This is a genomic window from Gemmatimonadales bacterium, assembly GCA_036265815.1.
Classification (GTDB): domain Bacteria; phylum Gemmatimonadota; class Gemmatimonadetes; order Gemmatimonadales; family GWC2-71-9; genus CAVVWJ01.
This window is the reverse complement of record DATAOI010000081.1, coordinates 1-14,344: the sequence shown is the minus strand read 5'-3', so window position 1 is coordinate 14,344 and position 14,344 is coordinate 1. Positions and strand designations below refer to the sequence as shown.

General features: G+C 68.2%; 16 protein-coding genes. 12 read left to right on the top strand and 4 right to left on the bottom strand.

Annotation, left to right across the window (positions count from 1 at the left end; translation table 11 throughout):
* The first annotated feature begins 199 nt into the window (after positions 1-199).
* From VHR41_16650 to VHR41_16625, 6 genes are all read left to right on the top strand, one after another.
* Complete coding sequence (locus VHR41_16650) at positions 200-682, top strand: hypothetical protein (GenBank protein HEX3235829.1); 483 nt, start codon at positions 200-202, stop codon at positions 680-682.
* Between the two features lie 139 nt (positions 683-821).
* On the top strand, positions 822-1,205 hold the full coding sequence (locus VHR41_16645; protein HEX3235828.1) for a hypothetical protein: 384 nt from the start codon (positions 822-824) through the stop codon (positions 1,203-1,205).
* An 8-nt stretch (positions 1,206-1,213) separates the two neighbouring features.
* Positions 1,214-2,635 carry a C13 family peptidase gene (locus VHR41_16640; protein HEX3235827.1) on the top strand — a complete coding sequence of 474 codons (1,422 nt, stop codon included), beginning with the start codon at positions 1,214-1,216 and terminating at the stop codon, positions 2,633-2,635.
* A 145-nt stretch (positions 2,636-2,780) separates the two neighbouring features.
* Positions 2,781-3,614 carry a serine dehydratase beta chain gene (locus tag VHR41_16635; GenBank protein ID HEX3235826.1) on the top strand — a complete coding sequence of 278 codons (834 nt, stop codon included), beginning with the start codon at positions 2,781-2,783 and terminating at the stop codon, positions 3,612-3,614.
* Positions 3,529-3,963 (top strand): L-serine ammonia-lyase, iron-sulfur-dependent, subunit alpha, encoded by a 435-nt coding sequence (locus VHR41_16630; GenBank protein HEX3235825.1) that lies wholly within the window; start codon positions 3,529-3,531, stop codon positions 3,961-3,963. The genes VHR41_16635 and VHR41_16630 overlap by 86 nt, the downstream gene beginning before the upstream one ends.
* Complete coding sequence (locus VHR41_16625; protein ID HEX3235824.1) at positions 3,960-4,106, top strand: L-serine ammonia-lyase, iron-sulfur-dependent, subunit alpha; 147 nt, start codon at positions 3,960-3,962, stop codon at positions 4,104-4,106. Before VHR41_16630 ends, VHR41_16625 begins: the two co-directional genes overlap by 4 nt.
* 19 nt (positions 4,107-4,125) lie before the next feature.
* Here VHR41_16625 and solA read toward each other — a convergent pair whose 3' ends face one another.
* Positions 4,126-5,262 (bottom strand): N-methyl-L-tryptophan oxidase, encoded by a 1,137-nt coding sequence (gene solA / locus VHR41_16620; protein ID HEX3235823.1) that lies wholly within the window; start codon positions 5,260-5,262, stop codon positions 4,126-4,128.
* Between solA and VHR41_16615 the strand changes: the two genes are divergently transcribed.
* Together VHR41_16615 and VHR41_16610 are read left to right on the top strand one after the other, a co-directional pair.
* Positions 5,255-6,073: a trimeric intracellular cation channel family protein gene (locus tag VHR41_16615; protein HEX3235822.1), complete on the top strand. Its 819-nt coding sequence runs from the start codon at positions 5,255-5,257 to the stop codon at positions 6,071-6,073. The two genes, solA and VHR41_16615, sit on opposite strands and share 8 nt — an antisense overlap.
* 128 nt (positions 6,074-6,201) lie before the next feature.
* Positions 6,202-6,846 carry a PQQ-binding-like beta-propeller repeat protein gene (locus tag VHR41_16610; GenBank protein ID HEX3235821.1) on the top strand — a complete coding sequence of 215 codons (645 nt, stop codon included), beginning with the start codon at positions 6,202-6,204 and terminating at the stop codon, positions 6,844-6,846.
* A 55-nt stretch (positions 6,847-6,901) separates the two neighbouring features.
* On the opposite strand, the gene VHR41_16605 is transcribed toward VHR41_16610, so the two are convergent.
* Positions 6,902-7,441, bottom strand: a complete 540-nt coding sequence (locus VHR41_16605) for a hypothetical protein (GenBank protein HEX3235820.1) — start codon at positions 7,439-7,441, stop codon at positions 6,902-6,904.
* A 179-nt stretch (positions 7,442-7,620) separates the two neighbouring features.
* Here VHR41_16605 and VHR41_16600 point away from each other — a divergent pair, with 179 nt between their 5' ends.
* Positions 7,621-8,208, top strand: coding sequence for an ECF-type sigma factor (locus VHR41_16600; GenBank protein ID HEX3235819.1), 588 nt, complete (start codon positions 7,621-7,623; stop codon positions 8,206-8,208).
* On the opposite strand, the gene VHR41_16595 is transcribed toward VHR41_16600, so the two are convergent.
* Positions 8,200-11,010: a serine/threonine-protein kinase gene (locus VHR41_16595; GenBank protein HEX3235818.1), complete on the bottom strand. Its 2,811-nt coding sequence runs from the start codon at positions 11,008-11,010 to the stop codon at positions 8,200-8,202. The genes VHR41_16600 and VHR41_16595 overlap by 9 nt on opposite strands.
* A 115-nt stretch (positions 11,011-11,125) precedes the next feature.
* On the opposite strand from VHR41_16595, the gene VHR41_16590 reads away from it, so the two are divergent.
* The 3 genes from VHR41_16590 (at position 11,126) to VHR41_16580 (ending at position 13,835) form a co-directional block, all read left to right on the top strand.
* Positions 11,126-12,538 carry a selenium-binding protein SBP56-related protein gene (locus tag VHR41_16590; GenBank protein ID HEX3235817.1) on the top strand — a complete coding sequence of 471 codons (1,413 nt, stop codon included), beginning with the start codon at positions 11,126-11,128 and terminating at the stop codon, positions 12,536-12,538.
* A gap of 13 nt (positions 12,539-12,551) precedes the next feature.
* A complete protein-coding gene (locus VHR41_16585; GenBank protein ID HEX3235816.1) occupies positions 12,552-13,220 on the top strand; it encodes a hypothetical protein in 669 nt (222 codons plus the stop codon).
* Between the two features lie 81 nt (positions 13,221-13,301).
* Complete coding sequence (locus tag VHR41_16580) at positions 13,302-13,835, top strand: DinB family protein (GenBank protein ID HEX3235815.1); 534 nt, start codon at positions 13,302-13,304, stop codon at positions 13,833-13,835.
* A 12-nt stretch (positions 13,836-13,847) separates the two neighbouring features.
* Here VHR41_16580 and VHR41_16575 read toward each other — a convergent pair.
* Positions 13,848-14,344 (bottom strand): hypothetical protein (locus VHR41_16575; GenBank protein HEX3235814.1); only part of this gene is annotated, 497 nt, incomplete at its 5' end.

Sequence of the window (14,344 nt, the reverse complement as noted above, 5' to 3'; positions counted from 1 at the left end):
GGGCCGCGCCAGTGCCAGGGATGCCGTCGAGGTCGACTGAGAGCCCGCCGAACGTCTTGAGGTGGAGCATTTTGCCCCGTCTGACCGGTCTTTGACCGGCCTCTCACCGAGTGCCTCTAACTTAGCCCCCGTTCCGCGAAGCCGCTAACCCAGCGGGATTCCCCCAGGGGCTCTTTCTCTCGATTCAGGAGACACTCCAATGATCCGCCGCCATCTCATCGCCAGTGCCATCGTCGCCGCTGCCGTCACCACCGCCTGCTCGGATACGATGGCTCCGCGGGACCTCGCCTCCGAAGGTTTGTCTGCGTCCTCCTCGCGAAGCGGGACTTTCCATGTAGAGAAGGAGTGCTCGACGTACACCGGCCAGGCCGGCGACATCTGCACCATCACGTCCTCGAGCCTCAAGGAGATCGAGCCCGGCTCGAGGGTCATCTATGCAGACGCCGTGAGCAGTGGGGGTATCCTCGACACTGACGTCCGGCTCGACGTGCCGGGGCCGGGAAACAACGCCGCGTTCGGGCATTGCACCGTCGATCTCAACAACATCGATGGAACGACTGGGTGCGTGTTCTCGGGCGGGACTGGGAAGTTTCAATTGTTCCATGCGAGCGTGGTCCTTACGCCTGTGGGCGGCGCCGTGCTCGCCTGGGACGGGACGTACAGCTTCAGTCCACGGGATTGAACCGAGGTCGAGAAGACGGCTCCGCAACCTGGGAAGCCTGCGGAGCCGTGTCGCAAAACAGGCCCTCGATGTCGCGTTTGAGCCCTATTGGAGTTGTGCCCAGCCGCTAGCATTGAAGCCCTGGCTTCTCTGGCGCTCAATGCCTGTTTCCCTGCTCGACACCACCATGGTCACCGCCCTGGGTCGCATCGCCCTCGGCGCACTCCCCGGCACCGTCGTCTACGCCGACCGGGAGCCGCGATCGCCCGGCCCCGTGCAGGTCGGCCCCGAGGTGGTCCGGGCCGAGCATCCCACCCTGCTGGTTTTTCGCGACGAGATGCCGGGCGCCAACTGGATGCACCCGAGCACCTATGCGCTGGTCGATCTCGTCACCCGTGAGGTCCTGACCCTGGTCGCCTCGGACCGACCCCCGGTCTTCGGCACCCTTCCGGACACCTGGATCGTGGTCAGCGACGCCGACGGCCGGGCCGACCTGGTCAGGCGTACCGGCGTCTCAAGCCCCCCTGAACAACCTGCCCCGTAGGAGGACCCATGACCGCATACCACCGGCAGGAGCTCGCCTCCGAACGTCTCCTGGAGACCGTCAAAGCAGAGGCGTTCGCGACGCTCACGCCGCGGACTTCGACGGCGACCCAATTGAGCATTGTCCCCCGCATCTACCCTGAGGGGCATACGCTGCGGCTCGTCGACCGGGTGATCCGGGTCCCCGAGCCTGCCCTCCTCGTCTTCGTCGATCAGATGCCGGGCGCGAACTTCGGCCACCCGTGCCGCTATCATTTTCACTCGCCTCGCGACGGCCGACTCATCTCGGTGGAAGAGGCGTTGTTCCCGCCCGAGGTCTCGGACCCGAAGACGGTCCGGGAGTCGTTCCACACGCCCCTCACCCCGGACGTCGCCCGGCCGAGCATCTACGGCGCCATCGACTGGCAGAAGGTGCACCCATGGCCATGGGTCATCGACGACAACCGCTACGCCCTCCTGTTCACCAGTCAGATCAGCAACCGCCGGCATGTCGAGGACCTCGAGTTCGCCTACCGGATCCTCCGGCACCGCTTCGGCTTTGCCGCCGCCAACATTCGCGTGCTGTGCTACGACGGTAGCATCGGTGCCACGGACGCCAGCGCGGCGGACATGGCAACCTGGGTCGGCGACGGGACGGCGTATGAAATGCAGGTCAACGCCCCAGCCACCAAGGCCGACCTGCAGTCGACGCTCACCGATCTGAGCAATCGGATGGGACCCGACAGCCTGCTCTTCGTGCACGCCAACAATCACGGCTCGCCCACCGGCTTGTGCATCGACAACTCCTCGGTCCTCACGCCCGTCGAGTGGGGCACGATGCTCAGCGGCATGAACAAGTTCGGCACCCTCGTGGTGACGATGGAGCAGTGTTATTCGGGTGCGTTCAGCCAACCGACGCTCTACTACAGCACCGCGAGCCGGACATCGTTCGCGAGCGCGGTGCCGGCGGACAAGGTGAGCGCCGGTGCGACGCACTTCGACCCGTGGGCGCAGGTATGGCTCGAGAGCCTCAACGGCGCGACGGTGTACGGCGCGAGCCTGGCGCACAACCCGGATGCCAACAGCAACGGGCGGATCAGTGCGCGCGAGGCCTTCGACTACTCCGACGCCTACGACACCGCGAGCATCGACGACCCGCAGTACGCCGACTCACCCAGCGGGTGTGGCTACCACATCTATCTGACCAAGGCCCCGTCGCTGCTCGACATCGTGCGTGAGCTGAGCAAGTCCTTGAAGGCCGTCGAGAAGCAGCTGGTGAAAAAGCCGCCGCCGCCCGACCCGGCGCCCGACTGGGCCGGCGAGCTGATGCCCTCGTTGACCATGGTGAACGCTCTGGCCCAACGGGTGGAGCTGGAGGCCGTTGCCGAGAAGGAGGTCCCGCAAGCAAAGGTGAGGACCGGCAAGGGTTCGCTCGCGGGCGCTCGTTCGTAGCGCCGGCGCGCGAGTGCACGACGCGCCACCCCGGCACCTGCCGGGGTGGCGCTTCGGCCTTGTGGGTGGCGGGCAGGTTGCCCGTCGTGGTCGCCCCTGCCACGTTTCAGACCCACCCTGCACCCTGCCCCCAGAGGGCCATTCGATGGCCGCCATTAGTACGTTTGACATCTATAAGATCGGAGTGGGCCCCTCCAGCTCTCACACACTCGGCCCGTGGCGGGCGGCTCAGCGAGCGGTGCGGCGCTGGCAGGAGCTGGATGTCTTCGACTCCGTCGCGCGTGTCCAAGTCGACCTCTACGGCTCCCTCGCGAAGACCGGCCGGGGACACATGACAGATATGGCCGTCATGCTCGGCCTTTCGAACGCCGACCCCGTGAGCTGCGACACCTCGGCCATCCCCGCCAGGATCGAGGCGATCCGCCGGTCGCGGACCATCATGCTTGGGGGCCACCGCCCCGTTCGCTTCGATCCCGACGCCGACTGCCACTTCAACTCCCGGGTCAGTCTCCCCCGACATCCCAATGGGGTGAGCTTCACCGCCATCCTGGCGGACGGGACCAGCCATCTGGAGACCTACTACTCCGTCGGGGGCGGCTTCATCGTTCAGGAGGGCGACTCCGATGACGCAGGTTCCTCCCTCACGCTCCCCTTCCCGATCGAATCGGCGAAGGACCTGCTCGGCTACTGCAAGGCGCACGGCCTGACCGTACCGGAGGTCGTTTGGCGAAATGAGCTCGCCTGGCGAACACCGGAGGAGATTCACCAGGGGCTGGAAGCAATGTGGCAGGCGATGAAGGACTGCGTCTTCCGCGGATGTCACACCCGCGGCGTGCTGCCCGGAGGGCTGGGGGTGGTCAGGCGAGCCGCTGGACTCAGCAGGGACATGCTTGGTGGCAAGAGCTGGCCGGACGCCGACTCGTGCTCGAGGCGATCCGGAGCCGCCGCCCGGCATTCCAGGAAACCCTCGCCTGGGTGAGCTGCTTCTGCACTATCTCTGCTTCTGCGAGGGTGACGAAAGCGGCATCGAGCAGTTTCTGCTCACCGCGGGCGAGATCGGCAGCATCATCAAGAAGGAGGCGACGATTTCCGCGGCGATGGGCGGATGTCAGGCCGAGATCGGCGTCTCGAGCGCCATGGCGGCGGCGGGGCTCACCCAATGTCTCGGCGGCTCCGCCGGACAGGTCGCCATGGCAGCCGAGATTGCCCTGGAGCACCACCTCGGCCTGACCTGCGATCCGGTGGGTGGGCTGTTCCAGATCCCCTGTATCGAGCGGAATACCATGGTGGCGGTCAAGGCGATCACGCCGCCACGCTCGCGCTCGTGAGCGAGCCGGGCGATGCCAAGATCCCGCTCGATACCGCTATCAGCACCATGTGGCAGACGGCCCAGGACATGAGCGTCAAATACAAGGAGACCGCGGAGGGTGGTCTCGCCCTCCACATCGCGGTGAACGTGCCGGAGTGCTGACGCCTGTCTCCCTCGCTGCTCAGGATGACTCTGCAAACCTCTTCAGCCGGAAGAACTCGGTATCGTGGCGAGCCTGGCCTCCCTGCGTGAGATCGGCCAGCACCTCACCGATGACGCTGCAGAACTTGTAGCCGTGGCCGGAGAACCCGGCGGCGATCACGACTTCCGGATGCGCGGGGTGATGGTCCAGGATGAAGTGGCGGTCGGGGCTGTTGGTGAACAGGCAGGCCTTGAGCATGATCGTTGATCCGGCGCCCTCGGGGAAGTAGCGCCGAGCGAAGTCTCGGAGCAGCTCTTCGTCCTCTGGTTGGGGTTCGCGGTTCACCGCGTCGGCGTCGACCTGTTCCCCCCGGTGATGGTACTTCCCGAACTTGAAGCCGGGAATGAGAAAGCTGGGGAATCCGTAGTAGCGGCCCTCCTCCACCTCCAGGTTGAAGACCGGGAAGGCGCCGAGCCGGAAGTACTCGGGGCGAGCGGGCTGAAGCCACGCCAGCACCTGCCGCTCAGGCATGGCGAGACCGGACAGCTCGGGGACGAGCTTGGAGGCCCAGGGCCCCGCGCAGATGACCAACCGGCCGGCCTCGTAGCGTCCCTGGGCCGTGCGGACCCACACACGCCCGCCGTCCGCACGCCACTCCAGCACCGCCTCGCGGCAGCGGACCTCGGCGCCGTGAGCCATCGCCTGCTCGACGTGCGCGATGTCGCATCGCTCGGGCAGCAGGAACCCGCCCTCGGGCTGGTACAGGCACCGGAACCGTTCCGGGAGACGGTATCCGGGAAAGCGCCGGCGGAGCTCGGCACCGTCCATTACCTCGTGCGCCAGACCGTGGAGTTCGCTCGACCTGAGCGCGCCGCTGAAAATGTCGCCGCCTTCCGGCCCTGCATCGATGCTTCCCGTGATATGGAGGAGCTGCTCGCCCGCGACACGCTCGAGCTCGCGCCACAGCTCGTAGGCGCGCCGGAGAAGGGTCACATAGGTCGGATGCTCCCAGTAGGCGAGCCGTATGATTCGGGTGAGCCCGTGGGACGAGCCATATTCATGAACCAGGTCGAAGCGCTCGAGCCCAAGCACTCTGAGACCCCGGCGCGCGAGGTGGAACAGCGTCGCGCTGCCCATACCTCCGAGACCCAGCACGATCACATCATATGTGGCCAAAGATCCTCCTCCAGGCATCGTCGTCTTGACGCTGGGCCGCCGGGCTCCTTACTCTAGAGCCGGCGGCGGGTCTCCGCGAGGCCGCCCTCTCTCTGGTTCCTCTGGACAACCCGATGGTGACACGCCGGACACCTTCAAGTGGCCCGGTCCGGCGCCGACCTGGGGACGCGATAGCATCCGCCACTTTCTCGAGCTCCTGGGCGTCGCGGTGTTCGCGATCAGCGGCGCCCTCGCCGCGGGCCGGAAGAGCCTCGACTGGCTGGGCGTCGCCGTGATCGCCATGGTCACCGCGATCGGCGGCGGCACGGTACGCGACATCCTGCTCGACCGCCGCCCGGTCTTCTGGATCGCACATCCCGAGTTCCTCCTGGTCTGCCTGGCAGCCACCGCCCTCACGCTCCTCTACGTGAATTTGCGTATCCCGGCGTTCCGCGCGTTGTTCGTGGCTGACGCGCTGGGCCTGGCCTTCTTCACGATCGGCGGCGTCCAGATCGCGGAACAGTCCGGGCTCTCGGGGCTGCTGGCGCTCCTCATGGGGCTGATCACGGGTGTCGTCGGCGGGGTTGCCCGCGACGTGTTGCTGGCCGAGATCCCGCTGATTCTCCGGCGCGGGCAACTCTACGCCAGCGCGGCGGTCGTGGGCGCGGCACTGTACCTTCTCCTGGAGCGTGTGGGTACGCCCCGCGATCCAGCGGCGCTCGCCGGCATGGGCACTATCGCTCTGGTCCGCTTCGCTGCCATCCTCTGGCGACTCGAGCTCCCGGTGCTCACTCTGGAGGACCAGGGTCCCGAGGCGGCCGAGCCCAAGTGACTCACGCAGAAAGCTCTTGACCACTCACGGTCTCGATGGCCCGCCCCGGCGGCTGTACTCACTGCGCTGGGGTGCCTCTCGCCCCTGCCCGCAGGCCGAGCCTTGGCACAAGGCGGAAACGATGGCGAGTGGACGATGCCCGCCAAGAGCTACTCCTCGACCCGGTTCAGCAGCTCGCGGGGATCAGTGCGGCCAACGCGACCCGGTTGCGCCCCATGTGGACCTTTTCGACCGAACCATTGGTGGTGAAGAACACCATGTACGTGGTCACCCCGTGGCCCAACGTGCTCTATGCATTCGACCTCACCCAGGAAGGCTATCCGCTCAAGTGGAAGTACCGTCCGGACGTGAGCTCGAATGCGATCGGCGAGGCGTGCTGCGACGTGATCAACCGGGGCGCCTTCTACGCCGACGGCAAGATCATCTACAACCTGCTTGACGGCCACACGGTCGCGATCGACGCGGAGTCGGGCAAGGAGCTGTGGAAGACCCAGATCGCCGATCTGGGCGAAGGCGAGACCACCCCGATGGCGCCCTTCGTGGTCAAGGATCGGGTCATCGTCGGCGCCTCGGGCGGCGAGTTCGGCATCTACGGCTTTGTAAAGGGACTCGAGGAAGTCGTTCACCTCAAAGATCAAGTACGATCAGTTCGATACGTCCAGGAAACCGGCCGAAGGTGGTGGTGTGGCCCCGGGGAAAGGGGTGAAGCTGACGTTCTAACGGCCGCCGCCTCGGCGCCTGGCGCTCCGGTGCGGTCAAGGCCGTCCTGCTGACCGCGGCCCATAGTGGGGTCGGCGCCGGCACGCCGACCCCAGCGGAGCGAGCATATCAGGAATGGACGATCTCGACGTCGACGGTCCGGCTGTCGAGGGTGACGATGGGGCCGTCGTTCTGAATCTGCAGCAGCCGGATGGTGAGGCGGGCGGGGCCGCGCACGAAAGGATAGGTCGGCGACGAGACCCACCAGGTCATCCGGCAGGTGCCACGTGGCAGGACGCCAGCCACGCTGGAGCAGTACAGGGAGCTCCCGCCGCCGTCTTCGATATTCGTCCCCTGCTGCAGGTCGACCTGGAAGTAGACGCCATCGGTCTTCTGGCCGGGGTTGGATACGGTCAGCTCATAACCGTTGTCGTAGGTTCCGTCCGGCGCGATGTCGATGTAAATGGAGTGGAGCTGGAAGTCGGAGATGTAGGGCGTGCGCGCCGGCTTGGCGGCGGGCGCTACGGCGGTCGACGCCTCACCGGGATGGATGGGCGCGGTGGTGTCGCTGCAGGCGGCCGCGGCCAACGTCGCGAGGGCGACGAAGGCGAGCCGGGACTTCCTGGCGACAGAAGTGCGCGGCAACTGGAACAGGCGATGCGTCGTCATGTCGGGCTCCGTCGAGATCGGGGTGATCGATGAACTGCCTCACCCAGCTACTGCGGAGATCGCGGAGGCCGGCTGCCACGCCATGAGAATACCTTGCCAGGGCTGTACTCGGGCTTCATGTTGGGGGCGACGGACGGCCCCAACCCCGGCACGGGAGATTTCGTCATCCCCTGATACCTATGCCCGATCCCGAGCTCGACACGGGGGAAGTCACGCGCCTCCTCCACGCAGCCCACGAGGGGGAGGCCGACGCCCTCGAGCGTCTCCTGCCCCTGGTCTACGATGACCTCCGCCGCCTCGCCCGACGCCAGCTCGGGTTCGAGTATGTGGAACGGACCCTCAACCCCACCGCGCTGGTCCACGAGTCGTACCTCAAGCTCGGGCGCCCCGCCATGGCCGCCCGTGACCGGGCCCATTTCCTCGCGATCGCCGCGCGCGCCATGCGCCAGGTCCTGGTGGACCATGCCCGCGACCGCAAGGCCGCCAAGCGTGGCGGCGGAGAGTGGGAGCGCACGACGCTCACCGACGGCGCGTGGGCGGGCGAGTTCGATCCCGACGGCATGCTCGCGCTCGACGAGGCGCTCGGCCGGCTCGAGCCGCGCCAGCGACAGGTAGTGGAGTGCCGGTTTTTCGGCGGGATGGAGGAGCAGGAGGTCGCGGCGGCGCTCGGCGTCTCCGAACGGACCGTGCACCGCGATTGGCTGAAGGCGCGGGCGTGGCTCTATCGCTACTTCTACCCGGAGGGGGACGACCCCGCGTCACTCTGACCGGCGGCGCCGGAGCTCGGCCAGCGCCGCCGCGCTTTGCGCCGCGAAGATCGGCTGCGCCTTCCGCTGCTCCTCGAACGCCGCGGCCGCCTTCCGGAGGAACGGCTCCGCCCTGCCGTACTCCCGGGTGGCGAGCAGGGCCCGCCCCAGCGCCAGGCGCGCATCGTTGGTGCGGATGTGGTCCGCGCCGAGCGTTCGCTCCGCGAACGGCACCACGGGGGCGAGCAGGTCCCGCGCCTCGGTCGCATGCCCCACGTCCAGCAGCACCAGCGCGAGCCCGGTCCGGGCGTACACCCACCACTGCTGGTGCTCCGTGAGGGCGCTGTCCAGCTTTGCGAGCGTCGGGCGCAGGATGGCTTCGGCCTCCGGTGCCTTCCTCTCGGCTTCGAGCGTGCGGGCGAGATTGATGCGGCAGACGATCGTGTTGAGGTGGTCGTCTCCCAGGGTTCGCTGGGCCTGGTCCACCGCCTCCCGAAGGTAGGCCTCCGCGCCGCGGTTGTCGCCCAAGAGCCGCCGCACGTTGCCCAGGTTGTTGAGATCGACCGCGATCGTGCGGTGCGCGTCGCCGAACCGCTCGCGGTCGATCGCCAGCGCCTGACGATAGACCTGCTCCGCCTCCCCGAACTCCCCTTTCAGCTTGAGCACTGTGGCCAGATTGCCGAGGCCCTGCGCCACGTACGAGTGCGAGTTGCCGAACATCCGGCGGTCGAGCACGAGGGCCTCACGGATGAGCGTCTCGGCCTCCTCGAGCCGCCCCGTGTTCATCAGGAGCTCGGCCAGGTTGTTCAGGCTGATTGTGACGCTGGGATTGGCGTTGCCGAGGACGAGCCGCTTGGTCGCGAGGGCCTGGCGGTACAGCGACTCCGCCTCGGCCATCTGACCCTGGCTGCGAAGCGCCTGAGCGAGATTCTGCTGGGTCTCGGCCGTACGTGCGTGGCGCTCGCCGAGGCTCCGAAGCTCCAGGGCAAGCGCCTCGCGGTACGCCGCCTCCGCGTCGGCGTAGGCGGACTTGAGAAACAGGAGTACGCCGAGGTCGTTGAGGCTCGCCGCGACGACGAGCGCCGTGTCGCCGAAGAGACCTCGACGGATGGCGAGCGCCTCTCGAAAGAGCGGCTCGGCATCGGCGTACCGGCTCCGCCGCTGATACGACGTGGCGAGCAGGTCGAGGGCCTCGGCGGTGGCGTCGCTCCGCTCGCCCAGCTGGCTCCGCCGCTCCTCGAGCGCCGCCCGAAGGTACGGCTCTGCCTGGTCGTAGCGATCCAGCTGCATCAGCGCCTCTCCCAGGCGCTCGCGGTCGTCGGCCACCTTGAGACTGTGCGGGCCATAGAGCGCCATGTGCTGCTCGAGCGACTGCTCGATCAGCGCGATCGCCTGTTGGTAGAGCCCGAGGCTGGTGTATGCGCGGCCGAAAACGCCGCGAAGCTCCGCCTGGATCTCGGGCTGGCCGGCGAGGCTGGAATCCACCCGCTGCCTTCCCTGGTCCAGGAGGGCGCGCGCGGTGATCTCGCCGCTGTCCCGCCGCACCGTTCTCATCGGATCGGCCACGTCGAAGACGCTCACCACCCAGTCGCCCACCTCCTTGGCCTTCTGCGCCTCCAGCTCCGCGCGGTGACGGAGCCTGAGCTCGCGGGCGAGCCCGCCGGCGAGCAGGACGGGGATCGCCGCCGCGGCGATGAGCGCGCCGCGATTTCGGCCGGCGAACTTTGCGAGCCGGTAGCCCGCAGAGTCGGCGCGCGCCCGGATCGGGCGGCCCTGCCGGTAGCGCCGGAGGTCGGCGGCGAGCTCGGCGGGAGTCTGATACCGGCGCGCGGGATCCTTGCGCAGTGCCGTGAGCACGATCAGGTCGAGATCGCCCCGGAGCTCGCGAGTCCGACCCTCGGGTGCCCGCGCCGACGGCTTGGGAGGCTCCTCCTCGCAGATGGTCCGGGTGAGCTCGGCGAAGGTCTTGCCCCGCACGTCGTAGGGATAGCGATCGGCGACGAGATAATAGAGCAGCACGCCGAAGGCGTAGACGTCGGTGGCCGTGCTGACGGCCTCGCCCCGCACCTGCTCGGGTGCGGCGAACTCCGGCGTCATTGCGGGCAGCTGCGTGTCGGTCCGCTCCGCGCCGGTGCCGGGCGAGAGTAGCTTCGCGATGCCGAAGTCGAGCAGCTTCGGGGCGCCGTCAGCCGTCACCAGAATGTTCGAGGGCTTGAGATCGCGGTGGATGATGAGGTGCTGATGGGCGTAGCTCACCGCGTCGCACACCTGCGCCACGAGATCGAGCCGGCGGGCGACCGACAGACTGTGCTCGTCGCAGTACCGGGTGAGCGGGATGCCCTCGACCAGCTCCATGGCGAAGTAGGGCATGCCGTCGGGGGTGACGCCGCCCTCGAGGAGCCGCGCGATCCCTGGATGCTCGAGCCGCGCCAGCATCCGGCGCTCGTCGAGAAAGCGGCGGAGCATCCCTGGCGCGCCGCGCTGGATGAGCTTTATCGCGGCCCGCTGCTCGAACAGCCCGTCCGCCCGCTCGCCGAGGTACACGGCCCCCATGCCGCCCCGACCAAGCAACCGGACGATGCGCCAGGGACCGACGCGCTCGGGGGCCACGGCGTCCAGCAGCGCCCCCGCGATCGGCAGCGGCGACTCGAGGAAGCCCTCCCGGCGATGCGCGTGCAGCAGTCGCAGCACTTCCGCGTGGACCTCGGGGTCCTCGCCGGCGGCGCGCTCGGCGAACGCCATCTGCTCGTCGGGAGGAACGTCGAGGAGGGCGTCGAAGACGGCGTCGACGCGGCGGTCGCGGTCGGTCGGCGAGGGAGCCATCGGTGCTGTCCAAGATGCGTCCCGGCCACGGGTTGTGCAACGATGGCAGCCGGCCGCGGGGAGTTACGCAGAGTCCTGGTGAGCGATCCTCTGCCCCTCGACCAGGAGTCACCATATGCCGCGCCTCCGCCCCGACCCGACCTTCTACGCATCCCCGAGCCTCGCTGGCGAGGCCCCGCCCGAGCAGCTCGCGTACGTGGCCCTCCTCGCCACCCGCGATGGCCAGCGCGACGCGCTTGGCGTGGTGGACACCAACCCCGAGAGCCCGGCCTTCGGCCGGCTCGTCGGCCAGACCGACTTTCCGCAGGGTGGCAACGAGCTCCACCACTTCGGCTGGAATGCCTGCAGCTCGCACCTCTGCCCCTACGCCCCGAACGCGCACGTCGAGCGCCGCTACCTGGTGGTCCCCGGGACTCACAGCTCTCGGATCCACATCCTCGACACCAAACCCGACCCGCGTCAGCCGAGCCTGGTCAAGGTGATCGAGGGCAAGGAGGTGATGGCAAAGACCGGCTACGCCGCTCCGCACACCGTCCACTGCGGCCCCGACGGGATCTACCTGAATGCCCTCGGCGCCCCGACCGGCGACGGGCCCGGCGGCATCTTTACTCTGGATCACGAGACCTTCGACGTGAAGGGGCGTTGGGAGCACGACCGTGGGTCCCAGTATCTGGCCTACGATTTCTTCTGGCATCTGGGCCAGGACACGATGATCACGAGCGAGTGGGGCACGCCGAACATGGTGAAGGACGGCGTGAACCCCGAGCTGCTGCTGGCCGGCAAATACGGGCACAAGCTCCATGTCTGGGACCTGCGCCGGCGCACCCACGTCGAGGAGCTCGACCTCGGCGCCGAGCACCAGATGGCGCTCGAGCTCCGGCCGGCCCACAACCCGAGCCGGGCCCACGGCTTCGTGGGCGTGGTGATTTCGCTGGAGGATCTGTCGAGCTCGGTTTTCCTGTGGTACCTCGACCGGAGCGCACGGAAGGGGAAGGGTGAGTGGCGGACCCAGAAGGTGATCACGATCCCCGCCGTACCCGCCGACGAGGCCGACCTGCCGCCGCTGCTCAAAGGCTTCAAGGCGGTGCCGCCGCTGGTGACGGACATCAACCTCTCGGTCGACGACCGGACCCTGTACGTCTCGTGCTTCGGGACGGGCGAGCTCCGGCAGTACGACGTGACCGATCCGTTCAACCCGGTCTTCACCGGCAGCGTGACGCTCGGCGGCATCGTGGCGCGGAAGGCGCACCCGAAGCGGCCCGATCAGCCGCTCAACGGCGGGCCGCAGATGGTCGAGGTGAGCCGCGACGGCCGGCGGGTGTACCTCACCAACTCGCTCTACACGCCCTGGGACGCACAGTTCTACCCCGACGGCGTGCGCGGCTGGATAGCGAAGCTGGACGCGGCGCCGGGTGGCGGCCTCACCGCCGACCCGCGCTTCCTGGTGGAGCTCGAGGACGGCCTCCGTCCGCACCAGGTGCGGCTCGAGGGCGGCGATGCCTCCTCCGACTCCTTCTGCTACGCTTGACCAGGAGGCGACGATGGCGTGGACTGGATGGCTCGCACTCGTAGGCCTGGGTGCGGTACACGGGGTGAATCCTGGGATGGGCTGGCTCTTCGCCGTCGCCCTGGGGTTGCAGGAAGGGCGAGCGCGCGCCGTGTGGCGCGCGCTCCCACCGCTTGCGGCGGGCCACGCGCTGGCAATCGGCGCCGCCGTTCTCACGGCGCTCGCGCTCGGCCCCGTAGTCCCGGCGGAGGTGCTCCGGTGGATCGTGGGTGGCGCGCTCGTGACGCTCGGCGGCACGCGGCTGGTGCGCCACCGGCACCCCCGCTACGGCGGGATGCAGGTCGGCTTTCGCGAGCTCACCATCTGGTCGTTTCTGATGGCGAGCGGACATGGGGCCGGGTTGATGGTGCTACCGCTGCTCGTCGGCGCCACGGGCGGCACCTCGGATTTCTCCGGGCATGGGCACGCCTCGCACCTGCTGGCCGCGTCGCTGGTTCCCGGCGTGCCGGCGGCGGCGCCCGTGAGCCTGGGCCTCCAGGTGACAGCGTTCCACACGGCCGGGTACCTCCTGGTGACCGGCCTGGTGGCGCTGCTCGTCTACCGGAAGCTGGGGCTGCGGATGCTGCGGACGATGTGGATCAATCTGGATCTGATCTGGGGGGGAGCGCTGGTGGTGACTGGGGCCGTGGCGCTGCTCGCCTAGTCGCCCCGGGTTCCCGGCCCCGCTCTCGACGGCGCGCGTCCGCGTTCGCATCTTATGCGGCACACCCCTCCAGGAGCGGCCATGAACAAAACGATGCTCGACCAGATGTGGGACCAGTTTCGCCAGAAGTACGGGGTTTACCTGCGGCTACTCGACGCGATTCCGGCTGACAAGTACGCCTCCCATCCCGTCGCCGGCATGCGCACGCCGGCCGAGCTGGCGGTCCACATCTCGGGATCGATCGTGCGGGACATCGCGCAGGGCGTGGCGAAGGGCCGGATCACGGCCAACGAGGCGTCCGAGGGCGCCGTGGCGGCGGAGCTCGGCGGGAAGGCGGCGGTGCTGACGTTCGCAGGCCGGTGCTTCGAGCAGGCAAACGAGGCGGTGGCGCGAATCGGCGACGCGGAGCTCTCCGCGATGGTGCCCACGCCGTGGGGGATGAGCTGGCCGGGGTGGGTGGCGTTTCAGGTGCTGAGCGAGGAGTTCCTGCACCACCGTGGACAGCTTTCGGCATACGCCCGGGCGTGCGGCGTCGAGCCGCCGTTCATCTGGGGTTACGAACAGAACGCGGACGCGTACCGCCCGAAGGCCGAACCTGCGGGGGCGGGAGCGTAGGCTCGATGAGGTTTACCTGGACTCGCCTCCGCGTCTCGAACATGCCGCCAGGAACTGGGCCCGGTACTTCTCGAGACCCGTCACCGGAAACACGGCGGTAGTCTTGGATGATCCTGCCCCATCGGCATACTCGATGGTTGCGCGCTGGTGGCCGCTGAGGAGTTGGAGCACGGAGTCCTGGGGAATCGTGAGCACGAGCTGCCCACCAGTGGGGGTTGTGCCCGTGAACCCTGGGAGCCGGCGAGGCGGATTCCCATCCAGCTTGAGCTGCACCTCCACGCTCCCTTGACGAAGCGCCTGGTTGGTCATGATCGTGCTGATCGGGTGTCCGGGCAGGCAGTCGAAGCTGAGGATGACTGCTTCGGTCTGCGGCGCTCCTCGCGGACCCTCTTTCCCCACTGCCCTGAGCCACGTATCCGAGCGCGTGCCGCCCTTGCTCTCAGAGGGCACGGTGTCGACTCTGAATTCCCAGCCGTCTGAGCCATGGCCCCGTCCCGTGCAGGCCAGTA